We start from the raw sequence: 24,439 nt of genomic DNA, 5'->3' as shown, positions 1-24,439 counted from the left end.
GGCACGACTCACGCCAGCAGCGTATCGACCTCGCAGACCTGGGCCAGCGCCTGCATGCTGGCCGGCATCCCGACCACCCGCAACGGACGACCTCGCCGGTTCGCTTCCGCGGCGGCAGCCAGCACGCAGGCCAGGCCGGCGCTGTCGCAATGACTGACGCCCGCCAGGTCCAGTTGCGTCACCTCGCCATCCAGCGCCGCGCGCATGGCTGCGAGCGCAGCCGCGGCGGTGCCGAAATCAAGCACGCCGTTCACCGCCAGGACAGTCGGCGCCACGATGTCCAGGCGGAAACCCGTGGGCGCGTTCACTGGCTGTCCTTGCTGTCCTTGTCGAGCGTGTCGAGTGCCTTCTCGCCCTGGGTTTCCAGGTTGGTGATCAGCTGCTCGATGCCGACCTTGCGGATCTCCGCGTCCACCTGGTTGCGGTAATTGGTGACGTAGGAGATGCCTTCGATGATCACGTCGTACGCCTTCCAGTCGCCGCTGCGGCTCTTGCGGAACGCGTAGTCGATCGACACCAGCTTGCCGTCGTCCAGCACCACCTGGGTGCGCACCACGGTGCGCTTGTCGTTGAGGTCGCCGTTGAACGGCAGCACCTTGACCTTGCCGCGGGTGTAGTTGAGCAGACCCTCGGCGTAGCGATGGGTGATCGAGTTGTAGAACGCCTTGGCGAAGCGGTCGCGCTGTGCCGGGGTGGCCTCGCGTGCATGCCGGCCGAGCACGAGGATCGAGGCGTAGTCGATGTCGAAGTGCGGCAGGAACACGTCGTCGATGATGGCGATCAGTTTTTCCTTGTCGCGCTTGAGCTCGTCGCGGTGACCCTCGATCGCGGTGGCCAGCTGGTCGGCGATGCCCTGCACGATCTGCACCGGGGTCTGCTGGACGGCCGCCGGCGCGGCGGCCGTGGCCGCATCCTGGGCGAACGCCGGGGCACCGACCACAACAGTGGCGAACGCAAGGGCGGTGGCAAGGGCCAGTCTGCGCAGCATGGGGTTACTCCTTGGGGCATGGCCGGCGGCAGGCGCCGCCGACGGGGATTCGATGGGGTTCTACTGCTTGCCGCTGCCGGCGTCCTTCTTGTCGCCGGGCGAACCGTTGACCAGGAACTTGCCGATCAGATCCTCCAGCTGCATCGCGGACTGGGTCAGGATCATCTCGTCGCCGTTCTTGAGCACGTCGGGCGAGCCGCCCGGCTGGATCGCAACATACTGGCTGCCGATCAAACCGCTGGTGAACACCGCGGCGGCCGAATCGTCGGGAATCTGGTCGTAGCGCTTGTCGATCGCCAGGATGACCTCGGCGTTGAGCTTGGTCGGGTCGGCGCGCACCGATTGCACGCTGCCGATCACCACGCCGGCCATCTTCACCGGCGCGCCCGCCGACAAGGTGCCCACGTTGGTGAAATCGGCCTTGACCGTGTAGCTGCCGCCGATGTTGTCGACCACGCCGCCGGCGCCGAAGAACTTGCCCAGCATCTCCTCCAGCGGCTGCGACGACTTGGTCCGCGCCAGCGTGCCGCCGGCGGCCACCATCTGTTTCGCGCTGCCGTAGTCGATGCCCACGTACTGGTCGCCGAGCAGGCCGCTGGTGAAGATCGTCGCCACCGAATCCTGCGGGATGTGGTCGTAGCGCTTGTCGATGGACAGCTTCACCTCGGCCGCGTCGCGCCCCGGCGCCAGCGTGATCGCCTGCACCTGGCCCACGCGCACGCCGGCGATCTTCACCGGCGCGCGCTCCTTCAGCTGGCCGATGTTGGTGAACTGCGCGGTGACGTCGTAGCTGTCGCCCTGGCGCACGTTGTTGGCCACCGAGCTGGTCTGCGTCGCCAGGTAGGCCAGCGCGGCGAAGCCCAGCACGATGAACAGGCCGGTGCCGACGGCATAGGAACTTCTCGGTTGGCTCACGGCAGAATCCTCGGAAAACGATGGGTCATGGCAGTCACATCAGGAAGGCGGTGAGGACGAAGTCGAGCGCCAGGATGGCGATCGACGAGGCGACCACGGTACGGGTGGTGGCGTACGCCACGCCCTCGCTGGTCGGCGGCGTGGTGAAGCCCTGGAACACCGCGATCAGCGCCACCACCGCGCCGAAGGCCAGGCTCTTCAGCAGCACGCCGTTGACGATGTCGGTATGCACGTCGACCTGGGCGGTCATGTTCGACCAGAACGTGCCGTTGTCGATGCCGAGCCAGGTCACGCCGACCAGGTGGCCGCCGAAGATCGCCATGGCGCAGAACACGCAGCACAGCAGCGGCATCGCGATCAGGCCGGCCAGGAAGCGCGGCGTGGCGACGTAGGCGATCGGGTCGACCGCCATCATCTCCATCGCGGAAATCTGGTCGGTGGCGCGCATCAGGCCGATCTCGGCGGTGATCGCGGTGCCGGCGCGCCCGGCGAAGAGCAGCGCGGTGACCACCGGCCCCAGCTCGCGGTACACCGACAGCGCCACCACCATGCCGCTGGCCGAGGTGCCGCCGAAGATCGACAGCACGTGGTACAGCTGCAGCATCAGCACCATGCCGACGAACAGGCCGCAGACCATGATGATGGTCAGGCTCATGGCGCCGACAAACCACAGCTGACGGACGGTTTCGCGCAGGTAGCGGAAGCTGCGCGGGATCGCCGCCAGCAGGGTCAGCAGAAACAGGCCGCAGCCGCCGATCTGCGCCAGCGACTGGGTCAACACGTTGCGGGGTTGCGGGGCGTGCGCGTTCATTTCGTTGCCTCGGCAAAGCCCAGCGCGGCGGCGTAGTCGCCAGCCGGGTAGCGGAACGGGATCGGGCCGTCCGCTTCGCCGCCGAAGAACTGCCGCGTCCACGGCGAGCCGTCGTCGGCGATCGTCGCCGGGTTGCCCTGTGCCACCACCTTGCCGTTGGACAGCAGGGCCACGTGGTGGGCGATGCGCTGCACCGCGGGCAGTTCGTGCGAGACCAGCACGCTGGTGATGCCGAGGGTCTGGTTCAGCGTCTGGATCAGCTTCAGCACCTGGTTCAGCGCCACCGGGTCCAGCCCCACGAACGGCTCGTCGTACAGGATCAGCTGCGGGTCGAACACGATCGCCCGCGCCAGCGCCACTCGCCGCGCCATGCCGCCGGACAGCTCGTTCGGCATCAGCCGCGCCGCGCCGCGCAGACCCACCGCCTGCAGCTTCATCAGCACCAGGTTGCGGATCAGCACCTCCGGCAGTTTCGTGTGCTGGCGCAGCGGGAACGCCACGTTCTCGAACACGTCGAAATCGGTCAGCAGTGCGGAGTTCTGGAACAGGTAGCCCACGCCCTCGCGCAGCTTGTACAGCTCCTCGCGCGACAGCTCGGCGACATTGTGGCCGTCGACGTGGACACTGCCGGCATCGGCGCGCATCTGCCCGGTGATGTGCTTGAGCAGGGTGGTCTTGCCGGTGCCGCTGGGGCCCATGATCGAGGTGATCTTGCCGCGCGGAATGTCGAGATCCAGCGTGTCGAAGATGGTCTTGCCGTTGAGCACCGTGGTCAGCCCGCGGATGCGCACCAGGGTGGCGTCGTCAGGCGTGGCGCGAGCGGTTTCGTTCATGGGCGGCAAAGGAGGTGGGTAAGCGGACAAGGTAGCGGAAGCGTCGGACTAAGACCATGCGCAGGCGCCGCGGTTCAACCGGCCTCGCCGTCCAGCAGTTCGGCGATCAGCGCCTCGTGCCGGCGCAGTTGCAGCGCGCCGCGCAGGCGCACCGCGCGCACGATCGCCTGCAGATCGTCCAGCGCCGTTTCGAAGCGGTCGTTGACGATGATGTAGTCGAACTCGTGGGCGTGGGCGATCTCGCCGCGCGAGTTGCGCAGCCGGCGTTCGATCACCTCGGCACTGTCCGACCCGCGGCCGCGCAGGCGCCGTTCCAGTTCCGCCCGCGACGGCGGCAGGATGAACACGCTGACACAGTCGGGCTTGCTCGCGCGGATCTGCTGCGCACCCTGCCAGTCGATCTCCAGCAGCACGTCGCGCCCCTGCGCCAGCAGCTTCTGCACGGTGTTGCGCGAGGTGCCGTAGAGGTTGCCGTGCACCTCGGCATGCTCCAGGAAGATGCCTTCCGCGACCTGCTGCTCGAACACTTCGCGCTCGACGAAATAGTAGTGACGTCCGTACAGCTCGCCCGACCGCGGTGGTCGCGTGGTGTGCGACACCGACAGCGAAATCGCGCTATCGCGCTCCAGCAGCGCATTGACCAAGGTCGACTTGCCGGCGCCCGAAGGCGCGGCAACCACGAACAGCGTTCCGATTTCCATCATGGTGACAAGCAACCTTTCGCGTGCCTCGTCATGCCCGGCAAGCTCCATGGCAAACGCGCTTGCATCGAATCAAGCCACCATGGAGGGCATCGCACATCACAGGCCGGCCCGAGTAAAGACCAAGCCGCTGACGGAATGTGCAGCGGCGACATCCTCCAAGGTTCGCTTGCCGGCATCATTGGTGTAAAGACGCGAGCGTGCGGTCGCCGGATCCTTGAACACCGCAGCCTCGGACGGAACGGCGTTGGCGAGAAACGCTTCCCGGCCCACCGTGCCACCGGGGCGCGTTTCGGATCGCTCGCGGTCTATGCACGGCACGAGGTGCGTGGCGTTGAAGAAGTACTCGACCTCGCCGTCGACATCGAGCTCCAGCAACTGCCCGAAATCAGCCAGGAACCCGCCCAGCGTGGCGAACGCCTTGGAATTCAACACCAACGCCCCGGGGACAAAGGGGCTGACGTCGCTTCGTGGCAGGCGCTTCCGGCGCTTGTCGGCGTACACCTGCAGCTTTGGTCGCTCGTGCCAATGCAGAACATTGCCATTGCCACCGAAGCGCTTCATCGCGCCCATGACCTGTTCGGCCTGCGGCACCACCAGCATCGCCATCCGGTCGGCTGGGCCAGCCTTGATCTCCCAGACTGTCATGCCCCGTCTCCCGACCGGTAGGGGAAGGTTCCGTCAAGCAGCTGCGTCTTGATTCCCCGAAGCGCTTCGCGTCCTGCCTGACTGTGCTCCGCACCCTGATCAATGTCGACCAGTCGCGCATAGACCTCAAGATGGTAGAGCCCTGTATGCAAAACCGAGTGCTTGATGGCGTCAGGCATGCCGGTGACGATGCTTTTCTTGAAGCGGGGCAGATAGACGCCATTGTCAACGTCATTGATGGCGATACCCCAGCCAAACAGCAATTCCTGCGACGGAAAAGCTCGCGAGTCTCCATGGGCCACGATGTGGTGGGCCGCGGCGCCCTTCGGCCGGTCGATATTTGCCGACGCCAAGTTCCGCGCCAAGTCAGTCGAGTGTCTCGCACCCTCGCGTCTGGCGTCTGCCAGAAGCCGCTCTGCATTTGCGGGCAGCGTCACTCCATTCCGGTAACGGACCTCCGCTTTCGCGGCCTCGAGGATGACATCATTGACGGCAGCGTTCGGGTTGAGCCCGCCTACTAAGCGAGCCGCATTCACCCTGAGCTGCGCCGTGGTGCGCCGTGGTTGGCGCAACCCCCCGCGGGGCGCACCAGGCCTTCCGTCTCTTGCCATGCCCATCTCCAGAACGCATGCATTTGAAACCACAACCGCGGCTCGATCCGGGCCGGCCGGCACTACTCGATGTTCTGCACTTGTTCGCGCATCTGCTCGATCAGCACCTTGAGCTCGACCGCCGCGTTGGTGCTGCGCGCGTCGACCGACTTGGAACCGAGCGTGTTGGCCTCACGGTTGAACTCCTGCATCAGGAAATCCAGCCGGCGGCCGACCGGTTCGGCCAGGCCCAGCACGCGGCGCGTCTCGGCGATGTGGGTGGCGAGCCGGTCCAGCTCCTCGTCCACGTCGCTGCGGGTGATCTGCAGCACCAGCTCCTGTTCCAGCCGGCCCGGCTCGACCGGCTGCTTGAGGTCGGCCAGCCGGGTTTCCAGCCGGGTGCGCAGCGCGGTGCGGATCTCCGGCATCCAGCCGCGCACCTCGGCGACCACGCGCTCGATCGCGTCGAGCCGCTCGTGCAGGATCGCGCCCAGCTTCTCGCCCTCGCGTTCGCGGGTGGCCGCCAGCGCATCCAGCGCGCGGTCGAGCACGTCGAACAGCGCGGTTTGCTGCGCTTCGGGATCGACCTCGGCCTGCTGCATCACGCCCGGAAAGCGCAGCAGCTCGGTGAACTGCACCTGCAGGCCGGGGAACAGCGCGGCCATGTCCAGGTTCAGCTCGGACAGCCGCGCGAGCAGTGCGCCGTTCACCTGCAACGCCTCGCCGCGCCCCTCGCCCGCGCGACGCACGGTGAGGTCCAGCTTGCCGCGCGACAGCTTCGCCGCCACCCGCTCGCGCAACTGCGATTCGAACGCGCGCAGGTCGTCCGGCAAGCGCGGGCTCAGCTCCAGGTAGCGATGGTTGACCGTGCGCAGCTCGCAGCTGAGCGTGCCCGCGGGGCCGGTGGTTTCGGCACTGGCGTAGGCCGTCATGCTGCGGATCATCGGCGCCTTCCGGACATCGGGGAAAGGACGCAATGGTAAACTCTCCGGTCCCCCTTGCCCAATCCGGCCACCCTTCATGAATCCCAGCCGCCCCAGTGGCCGCGCCAGCGACCAGCTGCGCACCGTCAGCCTCGAACGTCATTACACCCGCCACGCCGAAGGCTCGGTGCTGGTCAGCTTCGGCGACACCCGCGTGCTGTGCACCGCCAGCATCGAGGATCGCGCGCCGGCCTGGCTGCGCGGCAAAGGCGAGGGCTGGATCACCGCCGAATACGGCATGTTGCCGCGCGCCACCAACACCCGCACCCAGCGCGAGGCCGCCCGCGGCGGCCAGGGCGGCCGCACCATGGAAATCCAGCGGCTGATCGGCCGCAGCCTGCGCGCCTGCGTCAACCGCCAGGCGCTGGGCGAGCGGGTGATCACGCTGGACTGCGACGTGCTGCAGGCCGACGGCGGCACGCGCACGGCGGCGATCACCGGGGCCTATGTGGCCCTGGTCGATGCGGTGAACCTGCTGATGAAGCGCGAGAACCTCAAGCGCAACCCGATCGTGGGCGCGGTCGCCGCGGTCTCGGTCGGCATCTACCAGGGCGTGCCGGTGCTCGACCTCGACTACGCCGAGGATTCGGACTGCGACACCGACATGAACGTGGTGATGAACGACGGCGGCGGCTTCATCGAAGTGCAGGGCACCGCCGAAGGCCACGCCTTCCGCCGCGACGAGATGGACCAGATGCTGGCGCTGGCCGAAAAAGGCATCGGCGAACTGGTCGCCGCGCAGCGCGCGGCGCTCGCACTCTGACATGCGGCGCATCGTCCTCGCCAGCAGCAACCGCGGCAAGCTCGCCGAGTTCCATGCCCTGCTCGCCAACGCCGGCTTCGAGGTGGTGCCGCAGGCCAGCCTCGGCGTGGACGACATCGAGGAAACCGGCCTCACCTTCGTGGAGAACGCCGTGCTCAAGGCACGCCACGCCGCCCGCGCCAGCGGCTTGCCCGCGCTGGCCGACGACTCCGGTCTGTGCGTGGACCACTTGCGCGGCGCGCCCGGCCTGTACTCGGCGCGCTATGCCGGCAACCACGGCGACAACGCCGCCAACAACGCGAAGCTGCTGCGCGAACTGGACGGCGTGCCGACGGAACGACGCGGCGCGTTCTTCATCTGCGTCCTGGCGCTGCTGCAGCACGCCGACGACCCCGCGCCGCTGATCGCAGAAGGCCGTTGGCACGGTCGCGTGCTCGACGCCCCGCGCGGCACGCAAGGTTTCGGCTACGACCCGCTGTTCCTGCCACACGGGCAGACCCTCGGCGCCGCCGAACTCGAGCCGGCGCTGAAGAACCGCCTCAGTCATCGTGGCCAGGCGCTGGCGAAACTGCACGACCGCCTGCGCGAACTTCGCCCATGAGCATCGTCTCGCCGCCGCTGTCGCTGTACGTGCACATGCCGTGGTGCGTGAAGAAGTGCCCGTACTGCGACTTCAACTCGCACGGCCTGCGCAGCGAGCCGCCGCCGTACGCCGATTACATCGACCACCTGCTGGCCGATCTCGACGCCGACCGCGCCGACTTCGCCGCGGCGCTGGAGGGCCGCGCGGTCATCAGCGTGTTCTTCGGTGGCGGCACGCCCAGCCTGTTCGCGCCGGAGCTGATCGCGCGCCTGCTCGACGGCGTGCGCGAGCGCCTGCCGCTGGCCGACGACGCCGAGGTCACCCTGGAAACCAATCCCGGCACGGTCGAGCACGGCCGTTTCGACGGCTATCTCGCCGCCGGCGTGAACCGCATCTCGTTCGGCGTGCAGAGCTTCGACGACGACAAGCTGAAGCGGCTCGGCCGCATCCACTCGGCCGGCGAAGCCGAAGCCGCGGTGAAATCCGCGCAGGACGCCGGCTACGCCAACATCAACCTCGACCTGATGTACGCGCTGCCGAAGCAGGAACTGGACGGCGCACTGGCCGACGTCGAGCGCGCCATCGCGCTCGGGCCCACGCACATCTCGCACTACCAGCTCACGCTGGAGCCGAATACGGTGTTCGCCGCCAACCCGCCACCGCTGCCCGACGACGACCACGCCTGGGCAATGCAGGAAGCCTGCGAGGCGCGCCTGGCCGAAGCCGGCTACGGCCAGTACGAAATCTCCGCCTACGCGCAGCCCGGCCGGCGCTGCGCACACAACCTCAACTACTGGCGGTTCGGCGACTACCTCGGCATCGGCGCCGGGGCCCACGGCAAGCTCAGCGACGCCGGCAGCAGCCAGATCCACCGGCGCTGGAAAACGCGCGGCCCGCGCGCGTACATGGGCGAACCCGGCGGCGCGGGCCGGATCGGGGGCGACCACGTGGTCGCCCCCGCCGAGCTGCCGTTCGAGTACATGCTCAACGCGCTGCGCCTGATCGACGGCGTGCCGATGGCCGATTTCCCCGCGCGCACGGGGCTGGCGCCGGAGAGGATCGCCGCGGCGCTGGCCGCCGCCCGCGACCGCGGCTGGCTGCATGGCGACGCGCAACGCCTGCAGACCACCGCGCTGGGCCAGCGCTTCCTGAACGACGTGATCGCAAGCTTCCTCGACTGACGCGCTCGCGGCGATGGCATAGCCCCGGCAAGCAGCATAGACTTGGCCAACCCGGGGAAATCACAGGTTTTGCATGGACGTCGGACAAGACCGGCGACGCATGTCGGCATCGCGCGGCACGGCCCAGTTCAATCAGGGGCGGTGGCCGGCGCGTGCCCAGCAATTGATCGAGACCGCCTACACCCTGTGCGTGGAAGGTCTCCACGAACCCGTGCGCCGCTGCATCGGCGAATTCGAGAAGCAGCTCTTCGCGCTGGCCGACCACGCGCACCGATCCGACGAGCAGCACGAGTGCTTCGCCAGCCGCCAACGCGTGCTGCAGGGGCAGAACGCGCTGGTGCAGGCGTTCATGGAAGAACTGGGCAAGGCGCTCAATGAGCTTGACCGCCATGCACACCGGCCCGCCGATGCGGAAACCGCGGCCACCGCCAGTCCGTGGCAGACGCTGGAACTGCTCGACCCCGGCGTGCAGGAGATGACGATGGCGCTGGACCAGCTCGGCGCCCGCGGCGACGCACGCCATGGTCGCGCGCTGTACGAACTGGGCCATCGCCTGGCGGTGCTGATCGGCGCGCCGCCGCTGGAAGGCGCATCGCTGCCACTTGGCCCGCATGCGCTGGCCAAGGCATTCCACCAGGCCAGCGCCGCGCTGGAGCTGCCACTCAAGCACCAGTTGTTGTTGCTGCAGCACTTCGACCAGTGCGTGCTCCCTGCGCTGAGCGAGCTCTACGGCACCATCAACCTGCGCTGGCAGTCCGACGGCATCCTGCCGCAGCTGCGCAGCGTGCCGGCACCGCGCCACGTCAACAAGCGCCCGCGCCAGGGCACGGGCGAGATCGGCGCCGCCAGCGAAACCCCCGCCGCGCCGGCAGAAGCTGCCGCCAAGCCGGCGACCGGCGGCGCCCCGGAAGATTCCATCCACGTGCTGGAATCGCTGCGCGACCTGCTGTCGCAGCGGCGCGCCGGCCAGGGCACGGGCAGCGGCGAAGCCGCCGGGCCGGCCGCCAGCGAGGAAGAACTGCAATCGGCGCTGGGCGCGCTGCAACAACATCTGGCCAAGGTCACCGACCACGCCAGCCGCGAACTGCGCAGTGCCGCGCGCCTGCGCGAGGAGCTGCTGACCCAGCTCAACCTCGGCAAGCCTGCCGGCGCGCCGCGCACCCAGCTCACCAGCGAACAGGGCGACACGGTGGAGCTGGTCGCCGAACTGTTCGAGCAACTGGGCCAGCAACTGCAGCAGGGCAGCAACGCCCGCGGCCTGCTCGGCAACCTGCAGCTGCCGGTGCTGCGCGTGGCGGTGGCCGACCACGACTTCTTCGAGCAGCGCGACCATCCCGCGCGCAAGCTGCTCGACACCGTCGCCGCCGCCGCCAACGACTGGCTCGACGGCAGCGACGACGAGAGCAACCGTCCGCTGGCCAGCAAGCTGGAGCAACTGGTCAGCCGCGCCAACCAGGAGCCGCCCAGCGCCGGTCTCTACACCACGCTGCTGGCGGATATCGAACACCATCTGGCGCTGCTGACGCGCAAGGCGCAGGCCGCCGAGCGGCGCCACGTCGAAGCGGCGCAGGGCCGCGAACGGCTGGACCAGGCGCGCCATCGCGCCGGCGAGCTGATGGCGGACCGCTTCGCGCAATCGCCGCCGCGCGGACTGCTGCGCGCCCTGCTGGACCGCGCCTGGTCCGACGTGCTCGCGCTGACCCTGCTGCGTCATGGCGAGGACAGCCCCGCGTTCAAGGCGCAACTGGCGATCACCGACCAGTTGCTCGGCCGCCTGCCGGTGCCCGACCCGCGGCAGCTGCAGCAGGAAGTGGAAAGCGGCCTGCAGCAGATCGGCATGCACGCGGAGGAATCGGTGCAGGTGGCGCAACGCCTGCTCGGCGTCGGTACGCCCGATCCGGCCAGCGAGCTGCCCAGCGCCACCGATCTCGCGCTGCGACTGAAGCAGCACCAGCGCCTGGGTGAACAGCAGGCCAGCCACGAAGCCGCGATCGCCAGCCCGATCGTCAAGCCGACGCCGCCCCGGCCCGCAACGACAACGGCGACATCGACCCGACCACCGGCGGTCGATCCGCGCGAGGCGCGCATCGAGCAACATCTGCGCAAGTTGCCGTTCGGCAGCTGGTTCGAGTTCATCGACCCCGCCAGCGGGCAGATCGCGCGACGCAAGCTGGCCTGGTATTCGCCGATGTCGGGACGCTGCCTGCTGGTCAGCCGGCGCGGCCAGCGCGGCGAGGAGATGACCATGGCCCAGCTCGCCCACGAAGTTGCCCGCGGCCGCGTCTGCGAAGTGCCGGCCGAGCCGGAAAGCCTGCTCGACCGCGCGTGGCGCGGCCTCACCGGCAGCCTGCGCCAGGCCGCCGCAAGCGGGCGCAGCGGCAAACCCGCGGAGTTCCGGCACCGATGAATCCGCCCAACAGCCCCGCCAACCAGCGTCGTGCGCCGCGCAAGCGGGCGCCCGGCAACGCCATCGTCACCGACGTGATCCGCGGCGAGCCGATCGGCCACCTGGGCAACCTGTCCAGCACCGGCCTGCTGCTGATCACCTCGCAGGCACCGCGCAGCGAGGCGCTGTACCAGGTACGCATCGACCTGCCCGCCACCGGCCGCGCGCTGGTGCAGTCGCAGCCGATCGAGGTGGGTATCCAGGAGCAATGGCACGAGCACGCCGCCAGCTCCGGCCAGATCTGGGCCGGCTACCGGATCATCGCCATCACCGACATCGACGCAGCGCGCCTGGAAAGCTGGCTGGCGCAGGCGTAGGCGCACTGGCCGCATCACCTCCACTGGAACTGCCGACCTGCGGGCGTCATCATGGCGATTCGTCTTTGCTGATTCGCCGGGCCTTTCCCGTGCGCCTGCCGGGAGTTCTCCATGCATGATCGACTCGCCACGCTTTATCCCGCGCACCTGGCCACGGTGCAGCACCATGCCGAGCAGGCGCTCGCCCGCGGCGGCTTCGACCACCTGCTGATTGCCGCCGGCATGCCCGGCGTCAAGTTCCTCGACGACAATCACTACCCGTACGCCGTCAGCCCGCCATTCAAGCACTGGTTGCCGTTGACCGACGCGCCGGGCAGCTGGGTCGCGTACACCCCGGGCCGCAAGCCGAAGCTGATCTTCCTGCAGCCGCGCGACTACTGGCACGTGGTGCCGGATGCGCCCGCCGGCTACTGGGTGGACGGCTTCGAGATCGTCGTGGTGCGCACCGCCGAGGAAGCGGTGGCCGAGCTGCCGCAAGGTCGCTGCGCCAGCATCGGCGAAGCGAACGCCGCCGTCGCCGGCATCGCGTTCAACAACCCTCCCGCGGTGCTGGATTACCTGCACTACCACCGCGCGTACAAGACGCCGTACGAGCTGGAACTGATGCGCGCGGCCAGCCGCATCGGCACGCGCGCGCATCGCGCGGCCGAACAGGCATTCCGTGCCGGCGCCAGCGAGCTGGGCATCCATCAGGCCTACCTGGCGGCGGCTGGCCAGATCGACGCCGAACTGCCCTACTCCAGCATCGTGGCGCTGAACGAGCATGGCGCCGTGCTGCACTACATGGATTTCACCCGGCAACCGCCGGCACGCCCGCGTTCGCTGCTGATCGACGCCGGTGCCAGCGCCTCGGGCTACGCCAGCGACATCACGCGCACCCACGCCGCCGCCGACGCAGGCGAATTCCAGGCGCTGATCGACGCGATGGACGCGAACCAGCAAAGCCAGGCCGCGATGGTGCGCAGCGGTCGCCCCTACGCCGAGTTGCATCTGCATGCGCACCGGCAACTGGCCGCGCTGCTGAAGGACCACGGCTTCATCCGCATGGAGGCCGAATCGGCACTCGAAAGCGGCGTCACCCGCGCCTTCTTCCCGCACGGCCTGGGCCATTCGATCGGCCTGCAGGTGCACGACGTGGGCGGCTTCGCCAGGAACGACCGCGGCGACACCGTACCGCGGCCGGACGGCCACCCGTACCTGCGCATGACCCGCACGCTGGAGCCCGGCATGGTGGTGACGATCGAGCCCGGCCTGTACTTCATCGAGATGCTGCTGGCCGAGTTGCGCGACAAGCCGCTGGCGAAGGACATCGACTGGCACAAGGTCGAGGCGTTCAAGCAGTACGGCGGCATCCGCATCGAGGACGACGTGGCGTGCACCGAGGGCGAGCCGGAGAATCTCACCCGCGATGCCTGGGGGCGGGAATAGGGAATAGGGAATAGGGAATAGGGAATGGTAAAAGCGTCGCCCAGCCGTGCAGGGGGTGCTTTGATTTTTCTATTCCCTATTCCCCATTCCCGATTCCCTGCTCCAATCAGTGATACCCCTCGCCCGCGCGCACCTTGCCGCGGAACACGCGGTACGAGTACGCGGTATAGAACAACACCACCGGGATCATGACGGCCGCGCCGACCAGCACGAAACCCTGGCTGGAGGGTGGCGAGGCAGCGTCCCAGATGCTCATGTCGGGCGGCACGATGTTCGGCCACATGCCGGCCACCAGGCCGAGGAAGCCCAGCGCGAAGAAGCTCAGCGCAAGCACGAACGGCGCCACCTCGCGATTGGCCAGCACCGCGCGCCACAACCAGGCGGCGACTGCCACAGTGAGGATCGGCAGCGGCGACAGATACAGCAAGTTCGGCCAGGCGAACCAGCGATCCATCAACCGCGAATCGAGGAACGGCAGCCACGCGCTCACCATCACCATGAACGCGATCACCGCAAGCATCAGCGGGCGGGTCAGGTCGCGCGCGATGCGCTGCAGCCGGCCTTCGGTCTTGAGCACCAGCCAGGTCGCGCCGAGCAGGCCGTAGCCGAACACCAGCGCCATGCCGGTCATCACCGCGAACGGGCTGAACCAGGCGAACGCGCCGTGCAGGTACTTGCCGCCTTCGGCCGGCATGCCTTCGACGATGGCGCCCAGCATCAGGCCTTGCGCAAACGCCGCAACCACCGAGCCCAGGTGGAACCCCACGCCCCAGATGCGTCGCGAGGTATGCGCCCGAAAGCGGAACTCGAACGCCACGCCGCGGAAGATCAGCGCGATCAGCATCGCCAGCACCGGCAGGTACAGGCTGGACAGGATCACCGCATAGGCGCGCGGGAACGCCGCCATCAGCCCGGCGCCGCCCATCACCAGCCAGGTCTCGTTGCCGTCCCAGATCGGCGCGGCGGTGTTCATCATCAGCTCCTGCTGCGCCTCGTCATCGGCGAACGGGGTGAGGATGCCGATACCGAGCACGAAACCGTCCAGCAGCACGTACATCATGATCGCGAAGCCGATGATCAGGAACCACACCACCGGCAGCGTCGTGGAAAGTTCCATGCTCAGTCCTCCCCGCCATCGTCGACCACGGCCAGCGGCCGCGCCGCGGTGGCCTCGGCGCCGAATCGCGGCGGTGCCGCCTCCGGACCGTGGCGCAGCACCTTGAACAGGTACCAGCTGCCGAAGCCGAACAGGATCATGTAGGTGACGAAATACACGATCAGCGAGGTGAGCACGCTGGAGGCTGCCACCGGACTGGCGGCGTCGACGGTGCGCATCACGCCGTAGACCACCCACGGCTGGCGGCCGATCTCGGCGGTGTACCAGCCGGTGAGCAGGGCAATGAAACCGGCCGGCATCATCGCGATCCAGCAGCGCAGGTACCAGCGGTGCTCGAACAGGCGTCGGCGCCACCACAGCAGCACGCCCGTCAGTGCCAGCAGCAACATCAGCACGCCGAGGCCGACCATGATGCGGAAACTGAAGAACGGCGCGGCGACCGGCGGGCGGTCGTGCACGGGAAAATCCTTCAGCCCCCGCACTTCGCCGCTCCAGCTGTGGGTGAGGATCAGGCTGCCCAGGTGCGGCACGTCGAGCGCGTAATCGTTGCGCTCGGCCTTCTCGTCCGGCCACGCGAACAGGGTCAGCGGCACGCTTTTCCCGGTGGTCCAGCGTGCCTCGATCGCCGCCAGCTTGGCCGGCTGGTACTCGCGCACCACCAGGCCGGAGAGATCGCCCACGAAGATCTGCAACGGGATCACCAACGCCACCAGCGCCAGCGCGCAGCGCAGCATCAGCCGCGCCTTGTCCTGCCAGATGCCGCGCAGCAGATACCACGCCGCCACGCCGCCGATCACCAGCGCCGTGCTCAGGAAGCACGCCAGCACCATGTGCACCAGCCGGGTCGGGAACGACGGGTTGAAGATCGCCGCCCACCAGTCGGTGGCATGGATCACCCCGTCGACGACCGCGTAGCCCTGCGGCGTTTGCATCCAGCTGTTCGCCGCCAGTATCCAGAAGCTGGAGATCAGCGTGCCCAGCGCGACCATGCAGGTGGCGAAGAAATGCGTGCGGTGGCCCACGCGATTCCAGCCGAACAGCATCACGCCGAGGAAGGTGGCCTCCAGGAAAAACGCCGTCATCACCTCGTAATTCAGCAGCGGCCCGAGCACGTTGCCCGCCACGGTGGAGAGGCCGGCCCAGTTGGTGCCGAACTGGAAGCTCATCACGATGCCGGAAACCACGCCCAGCCCGAACGAGCCGGCGAACACCTTGAGCCAGAAGAAGTACAGGTCGCGCAACATCTCGCTGCGCCGGCGCAGCCACAGCGCCTCCAGGAACACCAGCCAGCTGGCCAGGCCGATGGTGAACGCGGGAAACAGGATGTGGAACGACATCACGAAACCGAACTGGATCCGCGACAGGAACTCGGCCGTCATCGTCATCGCCTGCGGCTTGGATCGCCCGACTATAAGCCGGCAAACGTGCACGCCTCGTGGTGCGCGGCGGTACGCCGCGTGGCGTTTCGCCGCGCGGGGATCAGCGCCCCGCGAGCAGCGCCTCGATCTCGACCGGGTCCTTCGGCATCGCCGCCGTCAGCACCTCGTGGCCGTCGCGGGTCACCGCCACGTCGTCCTCTATGCGGATGCCGATGCCGCGCCAGCGCTCGGCCACCGAGCGATCGTCCGGCGCCACGTACAGCCCCGGTTCCACCGTCAGCACCATGCCCGGTTCGAGCAGGCGCGATTCGCCGTCGATGCGGTAGTCGCCCACGTCGTGCACGTCAAGGCCCAGCCAGTGGCCGGTCTTGGCGGCGAAGAACCGCCGGTAGCTGCCGCTGGCGACCGCCGCGTCCGCATCGCCGTCGAGCAGGCCGAGCGCGCACAGGCCTTCGCTCAGCACGCGCACCGCCGCACCGTGCGCGGCGTTGAACGGCAGGCCGGGCCGCACCTGCTCGATCGCCGCCAGCTGCGCGGCCAGCACCACCTCGTACAGCGCGCGCTGCTCGCGGCTGTAGCGACCGTTGGGCGGAAACGTGCGGCTGATGTCCGAGGCGTAGCAATCGAGTTCCGCGCCCGCGTCGATCAGCAGCAGCTCGCCCTCGCGCAGCGGTGCGCGATTGCCCTGGTAGTGCATCACGCAGGCATTCGCGCCGCCGGCCACGGTGGGCGCAAACGCGGGCACCGCGCCGTGGCGGCGGATCGTGCCCAGCAGTTCGGCTTCGACCTCGTACTCGTGACGACCCGGCCGCGCCAGCCGCAGCGCGGCCAGTTGCGCCTCCACCGCGATCGCTGCAGAAGCGCGCATCAGCTTGAGTTCGGCGCGCGACTTGAACAGGCGCAGATCGTGCAGCAAGTGGCCCAGCGCGACGAACTCCTTGGGCACCACGCCGCCGCCGCGCAACTGGCGCAGGCGGCGCATCCAGCCCAGCAATTGCGCGTCGAACGCGGGCTCGTGGCCGAAGTGGCAGTACACCCGCGCGCGGCCCTCGATCATGCCGGGCAGGATGTCGTCGATATCGTCGATCGGGAACGCATCGTCCATGCCCCAGGCCGCCACCGCCTGCTCGGTGCCGATGCTGGGGCCGTGCCAGCGCTCGTGCTCGATGTCGCGCTCGCGACAGAACAGCACCGCCTCGCCATGCGCGCGTCCGGGCAGCAGCGCCAGCACGGCATCGGGCTCGGGGAAGCCGGCCAGATAGTGGAAGTCGGAGTTCTGCCGATACGGCCACGCCGCATCGGCGTTGCGCATGCGCTCGGGCGCGGCGGCCACCAGCAGCACCGCGTCGGGGCCGGCCATCTGCATCAGCTGGCGGCGGCGGCGCGCGAACTCCTCGGCGGCGATCGCAAGCCCCGCCAGGCTGGCCGTGGGAGCATTCAATGCACGGTGTTCCCGCCAACGCCATCGCGCGCGCCGCACTCGGCGAACAGCAGCATCGCCGCCATGCGCACGAATTCGTGCACCTCGATCAGCGCGTCCTCGTCCTCGCTCTCGTTGCCGAAATCGAACGAGGAGCCGGCGATCGTGCCCAGGTCGCGCAGTACCTCCTGCGCCTCGCCCGACAGCGACGCCTGGGCGGCGGCGCCGGCCAGGCCGAAGCCGCCGAGAAAGCCGCGGCACCATTCCACCACGGCGTCGGCGCGTTCGTGCAGCGGGCGGTCGTCCGCCGGCAGCAGCGGCTCGAAGCCCAGCTCGGCATCGACCAGCGCCGCCTGGCTCTGCCGTGCCAGTGCATCGAGTTCGGCGCGGTCCGTGGCGGTGGGTTCGGTTGCCTCGCCATCCAGTTCCAGCACGCCGAGCAGCGCATCGCCGCCCACCGCCCCGCCACCGGCCAGGTAGCCGGTCAGCGAGCCATGCAATTCGCTGGCGCTGGTGCCCAGGCGCAGCCGCACGACCAATGCCTGCAGCTCCTCGTGGTCCATCTCGTCGGTATCGGTCACGGCGCTTGTCCTGCGGTCAGTGAGCCAAGTTTAATGCAGCCGCCGCACGCTGCCGGCAGCGTGCGCCACGAGGCGGAAATCCGCCGGCGTCCTGCTATAGTTTCGCGCATGAGCACGCCAGACCATGTTGACCCTGTCCAGCAAGAGTTGGCCGCCCTGGGCCAGCAGATGGATCGCCTGCTCGATACCGTGCGCCGGCTCAGCGAGGAGAACCGCAGCCTGCGCCAGAGCCAGGAGCAGCTTTCCGGCGAACGCGCCGGCCTGCTGGCACGCAACGAGCAGGCACGCAGCCGGGTCGAGGCGATGATCCAGCGGCTGAAATCGCTTGAGAGCAACGGTTGACCGAACCCATGTCCAGCACTGAACCGGTCGCGCTGCGACTCATCGATCGCGAATTCCTGATCGCCTGCGCGCCGGAAGAACGCGAAGGCCTGCTGGAGGCGGCCGGATACCTCGACCGCAAGATGCGCGAATTGCGCGCCCACGCCAAGGCACCAGGCTTCGAGCGCCTTGCCGTACTCGCGGCGATCAGCGTCGCGCACGAGTTCATCATCCTGCGCAAGCAGCACGAGGGGCAGAACCAGCGCCTCAGCGACGGGCTGGCCAGCCTGCGCAGCAAGCTCAGCGCGGCGCTCGAAGGCGACCCGGCCAAGTCCTGAACGGCGCGCGCCGCGCCGTGGCGAACGGTGGACATTTCCGGGCAAGCGCCTAGAATTGACCTCGGCGTTTTCTGCGGTGTTCGCCAGCACACTCTTACATTTGCCTTGTTCCTAAATACGGCCCCGGGTCGGCTCTACATCGGCTGTTGTGCATGTCCGCCGCGTGCGGAAAGCCTCGAGGCCATGTTGCCCTCCCACCTGATCCATCGTGGATCAAGGTCGTTTGGTGGGCAGCGGCATTGCGGTTTACGCCACTTGATTCCCGCCCTGTTCGTCATCCGGATTGCCGGATGACGAACAGGGCGCACCCATGACGGAGCCGAGCGACACGTGGACGCCCCCGCCCAACGCCGCGAGCTTCGCCAGCGCCTGGCCCAGCAGCGCCGCGCGCTGCCCCCCACCGAACGCATCACGGCCGCGCAGGGTCTGCGCCGCAGCCTGGAACAACTTCCGGAATACTTCACCGACCAGCGGGTCGCCGGCTACTGGGCCAGCCACGGCGAGCTGCCGCTGAACCTGGTGATCCCGCCGCTGGCCTCGCGCGGGCAGCAGTTTCTGTTGCCGGTGACCGGCCCGGGCCGGCAGCTGCGCTTTGCCGCCTGGAAGCCCGGCGACGCGGTGGAGGCCAACCGCTACGGCATTCCCGAACCGGCGCAGCCGGGCGAACTGTTCGAACCGTTCCAGCTCGACCTGGTGCTGGTCCCGTTGCTCGGCTTCGACCGCCGCGGCAACCGGCTCGGCCACGGCGGCGGCTACTACGACCGCGGCTTCGCCTTCCTCAATGAACAGGTGCGCCCCACCGAACCACTGCTGGTCGGCATCGCCTATGCGTTCCAGGAACTGCCCGAGATCGACGAGCAGGACTGGGACGTGCCGCTGGATTTCGTCGCCACCGAACGCGAACTGATCGACTGCAACCGCACCGGTCCCGACCATCCTGACTCGCCGGAGCACGCCGCATGAACCACTGGCTGATGAAGTCCGAACCGGACGCCTTCTCGATCGATGACCTGAAACGCAAGAAGCGCGAACCCTGGGACGGCGTGCGCAACTACCAGGCGCGCAACTTCATGCGCGACGGCATGCGTCCCGGCGACAAGGTGTTCTTCTACCACTCCAACTGCGCCGTACCGGGCATTGTCGGCATCGCCGAAGTGGCCACTGACGCCTACCCCGATCCCAGCCAGTTCGATCCCAAGAGCAAGTACTTCGACGCCGGCAGCTCGCGCGACAACCCGCGCTGGATGCTGGTCGACGTGAAGTTCGTGAAGAAGCTCAAGCGCACGATCAGCCTGGACGAGCTCAAGGGCGATCCCGCGCTGGAGGGCATGGCCCTGCTGCGCAAGGGCAACCGGCTGTCGGTGATGCCGGTGGAGGCGGCGCACTGGGAGTACATCCTCGCTCTCGAGTGATGACCCGCATCCACCGGGCTCCGCTCGCAGGGTGGCATTGCCCGCCCTCTGAATCGGGAGCCGCAAGAGCCGTGCTCGCCGCGCGGACTGCTGACCGCCATAATGCGGTTTTCTTCGGGACCGCACCCCCATGAGCAACGCCAACGAAAAACGCCAGGCCGGCGAAGCCGCGATCCGCTATGTCGAGGATGGCGCCATCGTCGGCGTGGGCACCGGTTCCACCGTGGCGTTCTTCATCGACGCGCTGGCCGACCTGAAGGATCGCATCCAGGGTGCGGTGTCCAGCTCGGAGCAATCCACCGCGCAGTTGAAGAAGCTCGGCATCCCGGTGCTCGACCTCAACGCGACCGGCCCGCTGTCGATCTACATCGACGGCGCCGACGAGTGCGACGGGCACAAGCGGCTGATCAAGGGCGGCGGCGCGGCGCTCACGCGCGAGAAGATCGTCGCCGCGGCCAGCGACAAGTTCGTCTGCATCATCGATTCCAGCAAGCAGGTCGAGCTGCTCGGCAAGTTCCCGGTGCCGATCGAGGTGATCCCGATGGCGCGCAGCCTGATCGGCCGCGAGATCGTCAAGCTGGGCGGCAATCCGGTATGGCGCGATGGCGTGGTCACCGACAACGGCAACTGGATCATCGACGTACACGGCTGGCAGATCACCGACCCGGTAGGACTGGAGGAGAAGCTGAACCAGCTCCCGGGCATCGTCACCGTCGGCCTGTTCGCACGCCGGCCGGCCGACGTGGTGCTGGTCGGCGATCGCGAGATGTAAGTCGGAGCGGCGCTCGCGGCGCGCCGCTGTCGTCGGTGCTCGCGGGAGGGCGGCGGGCCGTGCCTGCCCTACGCGGCGGGGCTTGGCTTGTTCGACTTGCCGAGCTTGATGTGGCGTCCGGCGTAGCGCGCCTCGCGCAGCCGCTTGCCGTGCGCGGCCAGGATGTCGCCGCGGGTGAGGATGCCGACCAGCTTGTGCGGGTCGTCCTTGCTCACCACCACCACGCGGCCTACGCTTTCGGCCACCATGTGGTCGGCCGCTTCGCGCAGCGAGTGGTTCTCGTTCACCGCGACCGGCGGGCGCGTGATCAGCTCACCCAGGGTCAGCGTGTAATGCCACTGCGGATCGAGCAGGCTGCGCCGGGTCAGCACGCCCTGCACGCGGCCGCGCTCGTCCACCACGGGGAAACCCTGGTGATGCGAGTGCGGCGCCTCGTCGTTCAGCCAGCGACGTACCTCGGCCAGCGCCTGGGTGGTCTTGAGCGTGGCCACGTCGCGCGAACAGGCCGTGCCCACGCTGACCTGCTCCAGGTAGTCGGCGGCGTATTCCGAGGGCACGCGCACGCCGCGGCGGGCGATCTTCTCGGTCATGATGGTGTTGCGCATGATCAGCGCCGAGATCAGGTAGGCCGCCGTGCAGCCGCCCAGCAGCGGCAACAGCGCCGCCGGCTGGCGCGTGGTCTCGAAGGCGAACACCACGGCGGTGAGCAGTGCGCGCGAGGAGCCGGCGAAGATCGCCGCCATGCCCACCAGCGCCGCGATGCGCAGGTCGATGTGGAATGCCGGCAGCGCGTAGTTGAAGCCGATGGCCAGCGCCGCGCCGAGCGAACCGCCGATCATGAACAGCGGCGCCAGCGTGCCGCCGGAGGTGCCGCTGCCCAGCGAGATCACCCAGGAGATGAATTTCAGCGCGCCGAAGCTGAGCAGCACGGCAAGGCCGAAATGCCCCTGCACCAGGGCGTCGATGTTGTCGTAGCCCACGCCCAGGGTGCGCGGGTCGATCCAGCCCACGAAACCGGCGACCAGTGCTCCGATGACGGGCCACCACATCCAATGGATCGGCAGTTTCTCGAACAGGTCCTCGACGCCGTACACCGCGCGGGTCACCCAGATCGAGGCGTAGCCGACCAGCCCGCCGATCAGCACGAAACCGGCCAGCGCCAGGCTGCCGGGCTCGGGCACGTCGGGCATCGGGAACACCGGCGCCGCGCCGTAGCTGGCGTAGCGCACGCCCACCGCGGTCACCGTGGCCAGCGCCACCGGGATCAGCGAACGCGGGCGCAATTCGAACAGCAGCAGCTCCACGGCCAGCACCAGCGAGGCCACCGGCGCACCGAACACCGCCGCCATGCCCGCCGCCGCGCCGGCTGCCAGCAGCACCTTGCGCTCGTTGGCGGTGACGCGCAGCAACTGCCCGATCAGCGAACCCAGCGCGCCGCCGGTGGAGATGATCGGGCCCTCGGCACCGAACGGACCGCCGGTGCCGATGGCGAAGGCGGAGGACACCGGCTTGAGCCAGGTCATCCGCGCGGGGATGTTCGATTCGTTGGTGAGGATCTGCTCCATTGCCTCGGGGATGCCGTGACCCTGGATCGCGCGCGAGCCCCAGCGCGCCATGATGCCGGCAGTCAGGCCGCCGATGGCCGGCATCAGGATCACCCAGGCGCCGATGGCAGTGCCGGCCGGCGACAACACGAACGAACCTGGCCTCGCGTTCGGCCCGATCACGTCGGAGATGCGGCCGTAGTAGCACAGGTCGGTGATGAGGTTGATCAGCAGCATCAGCAGCTGCGCCACGTAGGCCGAGGCCACGCCCAGGATCACCGCCAGCACGCTGATCAGCAGGATGCGGTGGTTGACCAGGGTGGACTTGCGCGGCATCCGCGCCGCATCCAGCGACAGCCCCAGGGCGGGGGCGATCGGTAGCGCGTCGGTGCTGCCGACCGTGCGCACGTCGGCGTGCCCGACAGGATCGTCAGTGGCTGGCGTCATCGAGGTTTCACAGCGTGGAAAGCGGGAATTTTACGCTGCTGCAATGCAGAAAAAAAGGGTAAGGCCGCGCCAGATCACGTAATTTTCTGCGAATTTGCGTATCGCTGCCACAACCGGCCGCGCCAACGAAAAAGCCCGCCGGAAGGCGGGCTTTCGATCGGATTTGGCAGCCCCGGATGGATTCGAACCACCGAATGCCTGAGTCAGAGTCAGGTGCCTTACCGCTTGGCGACGGGGCTGTAGAGCTTCAGTTTAGCGCTTGGAGAACTGGGTCGCACGACGGGCCTTGTGCAGGCCGATCTTCTTGCGCTCGACCTCGCGGGCGTCGCGGGTCACGAAACCGGCCTTGCGCAGCGGCGACTTCAGGCTTTCGTCGTACTCGACCAGCGCGCGGGCGATGCCCAGGCGGATCGCGCCGGCCTGGCCGGTGATGCCGCCACCGGCGACCGTCACCTTGATGTCGAACTTGCCGGTGCTCTCGGTCAGTTCCAACGGCTGGCGCACGATCATGCAGGAGGTCTCGCGACCGAAGAACTGCTCGAGCGACTTGCCGTTGACTTCGATGGCGCCGCTGCCCTTGCGCAGGAACACGCGGGCGGCGGAGGTCTTGCGGCGGCCAGTGCCGTAATTCTGCTGGGTCGTCATGCTCATTTCCTTAGATCTCCAGCGCCTGCGGCTGCTGTGCGGTATGCGGATGTTCGGCGCCGCCGTACACCTTGAGCTTGCGGTACATCTCGCGGCCCAGCGGGTTCTTCGGCAGCATGCCCTTGACGGCGATCTCGATCACGCGCTCCGGGTGGGTCGCCAGCAGGTCCTTCAGGCTCATGGTCTTCAGGTTGCCGACGTAGCCGGTGAAGCGGTGGTACATCTTGTCGTCCAGCTTGGCGCCGGTGACATGCACCTTCTGGGCATTGACCACGACGATATAATCGCCGGTGTCGCAATGCGGGGTGTATTCCGGCTTGTGCTTGCCGCGCAGACGACGGGCGATCTCGGTCGACAGGCGACCGAGCGTCTTGTCCGTGGCATCGACCACGAACCAGTCGCGCTTGACGTTGTCGGCATTGGCGCTGAACGTTTTCATTTCAAATACCTGTCGACCGCCGGGAGGCGGTACCCATGATGGGAAGCATGCTTCGGTGGAACAAAGGCGCAAGATGATAGCGGAGCTGTCATCCAGGGCGCAAGCCCACCGGCCGGCGAGCTGTGAGTCGGCAATGATAGCATGAACGTCGGCGGGCTTGAGAAGTCCCGCCCCTGCCCGCCGCCTGGAAGACCATGAGCATCCGTCACCTGAGCCGCCTCGATCGCCTGCTGATGGCCGGCGAACGCGCCCTGGAAGCGATCGCGGGCACGCCGCCCGCCACACGCCCCTCGCCCGCCGCCGGCATCGCCGAGTCGGACCTGGACGAGACCGAGCGCCGCCACGCCGCCGGCCTGATGCGGGTCAACCACACCGGCGAGGTCTGCGCCCAGGCGCTCTACGTGGGCCAGGCCGCGCTGGCCCGCGACGCCGACAACCGCGAACACCTGCTGCACGCCGCGAGCGAGGAGACCGACCACCTGGCCTGGTGCGCCGAACGCCTGCAGCAACTGCACAGCCGCCCCAGCCTGCTCAATCCCCTGTGGTACGCCGGCAGCTATGCCATCGGTGCCGCCGCCGCACTGGCCGGCGACCCGCTCAGCCTCGGTTTCGTGGTGGAAACCGAACGCCAGGTGGAAACCCACCTGGCCGAACACCTGGAAAAGCTGCCACCGCAGGATGCGCGCTCGCGCGCGGTGCTGACCACCATGCAGGCCGACGAGATCCGCCACGCCGAAGCCGCGCAGCAGCGCGGCGGCATCGAGCTGCCATTTCCGCTGCCGCAGTTGATGCACGTGAGCTCGATGCTGATGAAGACCGTCGCCTACCGCGTGTAGG

The 24,439-nt window shown here is 68.3% G+C and carries 28 protein-coding genes, 1 tRNA gene and 1 other RNA gene; 13 read left to right on the top strand and 17 right to left on the bottom strand.

The features are described from left to right. Positions 1–8 precede the first annotated feature (8 nt). From ACVCL9_RS15755 to ACVCL9_RS15715, 9 genes are all read right to left on the bottom strand, one after another. On the bottom strand, positions 9–308 hold the full coding sequence (locus tag ACVCL9_RS15755; protein ID WP_447097423.1) for an STAS domain-containing protein: 300 nt from the start codon (positions 306–308) through the stop codon (positions 9–11). After that, entirely contained in the window at positions 305–988 is a 684-nt protein-coding gene (locus ACVCL9_RS15750; protein WP_395121170.1) for an MlaC/ttg2D family ABC transporter substrate-binding protein, read from the bottom strand. The genes ACVCL9_RS15755 and ACVCL9_RS15750 overlap by 4 nt, the downstream gene beginning before the upstream one ends. A gap of 60 nt (positions 989–1,048) precedes the next feature. Further along, positions 1,049–1,903, bottom strand: coding sequence for an outer membrane lipid asymmetry maintenance protein MlaD (mlaD, locus tag ACVCL9_RS15745; protein ID WP_395121169.1), 855 nt, complete (start codon positions 1,901–1,903; stop codon positions 1,049–1,051). Positions 1,904–1,937: 34 nt separating this feature from the next. After that, positions 1,938–2,714 (bottom strand): lipid asymmetry maintenance ABC transporter permease subunit MlaE, encoded by a 777-nt coding sequence (gene mlaE, locus ACVCL9_RS15740; protein WP_447097424.1) that lies wholly within the window; start codon positions 2,712–2,714, stop codon positions 1,938–1,940. After that, on the bottom strand, positions 2,711–3,547 hold the full coding sequence (locus ACVCL9_RS15735) for an ABC transporter ATP-binding protein (protein ID WP_447097425.1): 837 nt from the start codon (positions 3,545–3,547) through the stop codon (positions 2,711–2,713). The genes mlaE and ACVCL9_RS15735 overlap by 4 nt, the downstream gene beginning before the upstream one ends. 74 nt (positions 3,548–3,621) lie before the next feature. Continuing rightward, on the bottom strand, positions 3,622–4,251 hold the full coding sequence (gene gmk, locus ACVCL9_RS15730) for a guanylate kinase (protein ID WP_447097426.1): 630 nt from the start codon (positions 4,249–4,251) through the stop codon (positions 3,622–3,624). Between the two features lie 96 nt (positions 4,252–4,347). Continuing rightward, positions 4,348–4,896: a hypothetical protein gene (locus tag ACVCL9_RS15725; protein WP_447097427.1), complete on the bottom strand. Its 549-nt coding sequence runs from the start codon at positions 4,894–4,896 to the stop codon at positions 4,348–4,350. Continuing rightward, positions 4,893–5,432 (bottom strand): AHH domain-containing protein, encoded by a 540-nt coding sequence (locus ACVCL9_RS15720; RefSeq protein WP_447097428.1) that lies wholly within the window; start codon positions 5,430–5,432, stop codon positions 4,893–4,895. The genes ACVCL9_RS15725 and ACVCL9_RS15720 overlap by 4 nt, the downstream gene beginning before the upstream one ends. Positions 5,433–5,569: 137 nt before the next feature. Beyond that, positions 5,570–6,430, bottom strand: coding sequence for a YicC/YloC family endoribonuclease (locus ACVCL9_RS15715; protein WP_395121161.1), 861 nt, complete (start codon positions 6,428–6,430; stop codon positions 5,570–5,572). A 76-nt stretch (positions 6,431–6,506) separates the two neighbouring features. Between ACVCL9_RS15715 and rph the strand changes: the two genes are divergently transcribed. From rph to pepQ, 6 genes are all read left to right on the top strand, one after another. Beyond that, complete coding sequence (rph, locus tag ACVCL9_RS15710; protein ID WP_395121160.1) at positions 6,507–7,232, top strand: ribonuclease PH; 726 nt, start codon at positions 6,507–6,509, stop codon at positions 7,230–7,232. A gap of 1 nt (position 7,233) precedes the next feature. After that, positions 7,234–7,833, top strand: coding sequence for an RdgB/HAM1 family non-canonical purine NTP pyrophosphatase (gene rdgB, locus ACVCL9_RS15705; protein WP_447097429.1), 600 nt, complete (start codon positions 7,234–7,236; stop codon positions 7,831–7,833). Further along, positions 7,830–8,996 carry a radical SAM family heme chaperone HemW gene (gene hemW / locus ACVCL9_RS15700; RefSeq protein ID WP_447097430.1) on the top strand — a complete coding sequence of 389 codons (1,167 nt, stop codon included), beginning with the start codon at positions 7,830–7,832 and terminating at the stop codon, positions 8,994–8,996. Before rdgB ends, hemW begins: the two co-directional genes overlap by 4 nt. 73 nt (positions 8,997–9,069) lie before the next feature. Continuing rightward, entirely contained in the window at positions 9,070–11,403 is a 2,334-nt protein-coding gene (locus ACVCL9_RS15695; protein WP_395121155.1) for a DUF1631 family protein, read from the top strand. Further along, a complete protein-coding gene (locus ACVCL9_RS15690; RefSeq protein WP_395121153.1) occupies positions 11,400–11,759 on the top strand; it encodes a PilZ domain-containing protein in 360 nt (119 codons plus the stop codon). Before ACVCL9_RS15695 ends, ACVCL9_RS15690 begins: the two co-directional genes overlap by 4 nt. Positions 11,760–11,870: 111 nt before the next feature. After that, positions 11,871–13,187 (top strand): Xaa-Pro dipeptidase, encoded by a 1,317-nt coding sequence (gene pepQ / locus ACVCL9_RS15685; protein ID WP_447097431.1) that lies wholly within the window; start codon positions 11,871–11,873, stop codon positions 13,185–13,187. A gap of 106 nt (positions 13,188–13,293) precedes the next feature. On the opposite strand, the gene cydB is transcribed toward pepQ, so the two are convergent. From cydB to ACVCL9_RS15665, 4 genes are all read right to left on the bottom strand, one after another. Beyond that, positions 13,294–14,304 (bottom strand): cytochrome d ubiquinol oxidase subunit II, encoded by a 1,011-nt coding sequence (gene cydB, locus ACVCL9_RS15680; RefSeq protein ID WP_395121149.1) that lies wholly within the window; start codon positions 14,302–14,304, stop codon positions 13,294–13,296. A 2-nt stretch (positions 14,305–14,306) separates the two neighbouring features. Then, on the bottom strand, positions 14,307–15,683 hold the full coding sequence (locus ACVCL9_RS15675) for a cytochrome ubiquinol oxidase subunit I (RefSeq protein WP_447097432.1): 1,377 nt from the start codon (positions 15,681–15,683) through the stop codon (positions 14,307–14,309). Between the two features lie 100 nt (positions 15,684–15,783). Continuing rightward, on the bottom strand, positions 15,784–17,124 hold the full coding sequence (locus tag ACVCL9_RS15670) for an aminopeptidase P N-terminal domain-containing protein (RefSeq protein ID WP_395121146.1): 1,341 nt from the start codon (positions 17,122–17,124) through the stop codon (positions 15,784–15,786). Then, positions 17,121–17,684 (bottom strand): UPF0149 family protein, encoded by a 564-nt coding sequence (locus tag ACVCL9_RS15665; RefSeq protein ID WP_447097433.1) that lies wholly within the window; start codon positions 17,682–17,684, stop codon positions 17,121–17,123. Before ACVCL9_RS15665 ends, ACVCL9_RS15670 begins: the two co-directional genes overlap by 4 nt. Before the next feature lie 108 nt (positions 17,685–17,792). Here ACVCL9_RS15665 and ACVCL9_RS15660 point away from each other — a divergent pair, with 108 nt between their 5' ends. The 6 genes from ACVCL9_RS15660 (at position 17,793) to rpiA (ending at position 20,527) form a co-directional block, all read left to right on the top strand. Beyond that, complete coding sequence (locus ACVCL9_RS15660; protein ID WP_136258838.1) at positions 17,793–18,026, top strand: TIGR02449 family protein; 234 nt, start codon at positions 17,793–17,795, stop codon at positions 18,024–18,026. A gap of 8 nt (positions 18,027–18,034) precedes the next feature. Next, complete coding sequence (locus ACVCL9_RS15655; protein ID WP_395121142.1) at positions 18,035–18,343, top strand: cell division protein ZapA; 309 nt, start codon at positions 18,035–18,037, stop codon at positions 18,341–18,343. A 65-nt stretch (positions 18,344–18,408) separates the two neighbouring features. Next, positions 18,409–18,595, top strand: a non-coding RNA gene (ssrS, locus tag ACVCL9_RS15650) — 6S RNA. A gap of 78 nt (positions 18,596–18,673) precedes the next feature. After that, positions 18,674–19,306, top strand: a complete 633-nt coding sequence (locus ACVCL9_RS15645; RefSeq protein ID WP_447097434.1) for a 5-formyltetrahydrofolate cyclo-ligase — start codon at positions 18,674–18,676, stop codon at positions 19,304–19,306. Beyond that, on the top strand, positions 19,303–19,755 hold the full coding sequence (locus tag ACVCL9_RS15640; RefSeq protein WP_395121139.1) for an EVE domain-containing protein: 453 nt from the start codon (positions 19,303–19,305) through the stop codon (positions 19,753–19,755). Before ACVCL9_RS15645 ends, ACVCL9_RS15640 begins: the two co-directional genes overlap by 4 nt. 130 nt (positions 19,756–19,885) lie before the next feature. Next, a complete protein-coding gene (gene rpiA / locus ACVCL9_RS15635; protein ID WP_447097435.1) occupies positions 19,886–20,527 on the top strand; it encodes a ribose-5-phosphate isomerase RpiA in 642 nt (213 codons plus the stop codon). Positions 20,528–20,595: 68 nt separating this feature from the next. On the opposite strand, the gene ACVCL9_RS15630 is transcribed toward rpiA, so the two are convergent. The 4 genes from ACVCL9_RS15630 to rplM all read right to left on the bottom strand — a co-directional run bounded on the left by ACVCL9_RS15630 (position 20,596) and on the right by rplM (position 23,602). Next, on the bottom strand, positions 20,596–22,518 hold the full coding sequence (locus ACVCL9_RS15630) for a chloride channel protein (protein WP_395121135.1): 1,923 nt from the start codon (positions 22,516–22,518) through the stop codon (positions 20,596–20,598). Between the two features lie 164 nt (positions 22,519–22,682). Further along, a tRNA-Gln gene (locus ACVCL9_RS15625) sits at positions 22,683–22,757 on the bottom strand. A gap of 13 nt (positions 22,758–22,770) precedes the next feature. Then, positions 22,771–23,163 (bottom strand): 30S ribosomal protein S9, encoded by a 393-nt coding sequence (gene rpsI, locus ACVCL9_RS15620; RefSeq protein ID WP_136258847.1) that lies wholly within the window; start codon positions 23,161–23,163, stop codon positions 22,771–22,773. Positions 23,164–23,173: 10 nt separating this feature from the next. After that, a complete protein-coding gene (rplM, locus tag ACVCL9_RS15615) occupies positions 23,174–23,602 on the bottom strand; it encodes a 50S ribosomal protein L13 (RefSeq protein ID WP_136258848.1) in 429 nt (142 codons plus the stop codon). 194 nt (positions 23,603–23,796) lie between these two features. On the opposite strand from rplM, the gene coq7 reads away from it, so the two are divergent. Beyond that, positions 23,797–24,438, top strand: coding sequence for a 2-polyprenyl-3-methyl-6-methoxy-1,4-benzoquinone monooxygenase (gene coq7, locus ACVCL9_RS15610; protein WP_447097436.1), 642 nt, complete (start codon positions 23,797–23,799; stop codon positions 24,436–24,438). Position 24,439 lies beyond the last annotated feature (1 nt).

This window comes from Rhodanobacter sp. UC4438_H5 (assembly GCF_052978405.1).
Note: the sequence above shows the minus strand (reverse complement) of the source record. Positions and strands in the feature narration are given on the sequence as shown.

What these genes read in the sequence shown, in the direction of transcription:
- pepQ (WP_447097431.1), top strand. Translation starts at nt 11,871, where the DNA reads ATGCATGATCGACTCGCCACGCTTTATCCCGCGCACCTGGCCACGGTG.
- rplM (WP_136258848.1), bottom strand. Translation starts at nt 23,602, where the DNA reads ATGAAAACGTTCAGCGCCAATGCCGACAACGTCAAGCGCGACTGGTTC.
- ACVCL9_RS15725 (WP_447097427.1), bottom strand. Translation starts at nt 4,896, where the DNA reads ATGACAGTCTGGGAGATCAAGGCTGGCCCAGCCGACCGGATGGCGATG.
- ACVCL9_RS15660 (WP_136258838.1), top strand. Translation starts at nt 17,793, where the DNA reads ATGAGCACGCCAGACCATGTTGACCCTGTCCAGCAAGAGTTGGCCGCC.
- coq7 (WP_447097436.1), top strand. Translation starts at nt 23,797, where the DNA reads ATGAGCATCCGTCACCTGAGCCGCCTCGATCGCCTGCTGATGGCCGGC.
- ACVCL9_RS15750 (WP_395121170.1), bottom strand. Translation starts at nt 988, where the DNA reads ATGCTGCGCAGACTGGCCCTTGCCACCGCCCTTGCGTTCGCCACTGTT.
- ACVCL9_RS15675 (WP_447097432.1), bottom strand. Translation starts at nt 15,683, where the DNA reads ATGACGGCCGAGTTCCTGTCGCGGATCCAGTTCGGTTTCGTGATGTCG.
- ACVCL9_RS15655 (WP_395121142.1), top strand. Translation starts at nt 18,035, where the DNA reads ATGTCCAGCACTGAACCGGTCGCGCTGCGACTCATCGATCGCGAATTC.
- rpiA (WP_447097435.1), top strand. Translation starts at nt 19,886, where the DNA reads ATGAGCAACGCCAACGAAAAACGCCAGGCCGGCGAAGCCGCGATCCGC.
- ACVCL9_RS15695 (WP_395121155.1), top strand. Translation starts at nt 9,070, where the DNA reads ATGGACGTCGGACAAGACCGGCGACGCATGTCGGCATCGCGCGGCACG.
- ACVCL9_RS15630 (WP_395121135.1), bottom strand. Translation starts at nt 22,518, where the DNA reads ATGACGCCAGCCACTGACGATCCTGTCGGGCACGCCGACGTGCGCACG.
- rpsI (WP_136258847.1), bottom strand. Translation starts at nt 23,163, where the DNA reads ATGACGACCCAGCAGAATTACGGCACTGGCCGCCGCAAGACCTCCGCC.
- hemW (WP_447097430.1), top strand. Translation starts at nt 7,830, where the DNA reads ATGAGCATCGTCTCGCCGCCGCTGTCGCTGTACGTGCACATGCCGTGG.
- cydB (WP_395121149.1), bottom strand. Translation starts at nt 14,304, where the DNA reads ATGGAACTTTCCACGACGCTGCCGGTGGTGTGGTTCCTGATCATCGGC.
- ACVCL9_RS15640 (WP_395121139.1), top strand. Translation starts at nt 19,303, where the DNA reads ATGAACCACTGGCTGATGAAGTCCGAACCGGACGCCTTCTCGATCGAT.
- ACVCL9_RS15735 (WP_447097425.1), bottom strand. Translation starts at nt 3,547, where the DNA reads ATGAACGAAACCGCTCGCGCCACGCCTGACGACGCCACCCTGGTGCGC.
- ACVCL9_RS15690 (WP_395121153.1), top strand. Translation starts at nt 11,400, where the DNA reads ATGAATCCGCCCAACAGCCCCGCCAACCAGCGTCGTGCGCCGCGCAAG.
- rph (WP_395121160.1), top strand. Translation starts at nt 6,507, where the DNA reads ATGAATCCCAGCCGCCCCAGTGGCCGCGCCAGCGACCAGCTGCGCACC.
- ACVCL9_RS15715 (WP_395121161.1), bottom strand. Translation starts at nt 6,430, where the DNA reads ATGATCCGCAGCATGACGGCCTACGCCAGTGCCGAAACCACCGGCCCC.
- gmk (WP_447097426.1), bottom strand. Translation starts at nt 4,251, where the DNA reads ATGATGGAAATCGGAACGCTGTTCGTGGTTGCCGCGCCTTCGGGCGCC.
- mlaE (WP_447097424.1), bottom strand. Translation starts at nt 2,714, where the DNA reads ATGAACGCGCACGCCCCGCAACCCCGCAACGTGTTGACCCAGTCGCTG.
- rdgB (WP_447097429.1), top strand. Translation starts at nt 7,234, where the DNA reads ATGCGGCGCATCGTCCTCGCCAGCAGCAACCGCGGCAAGCTCGCCGAG.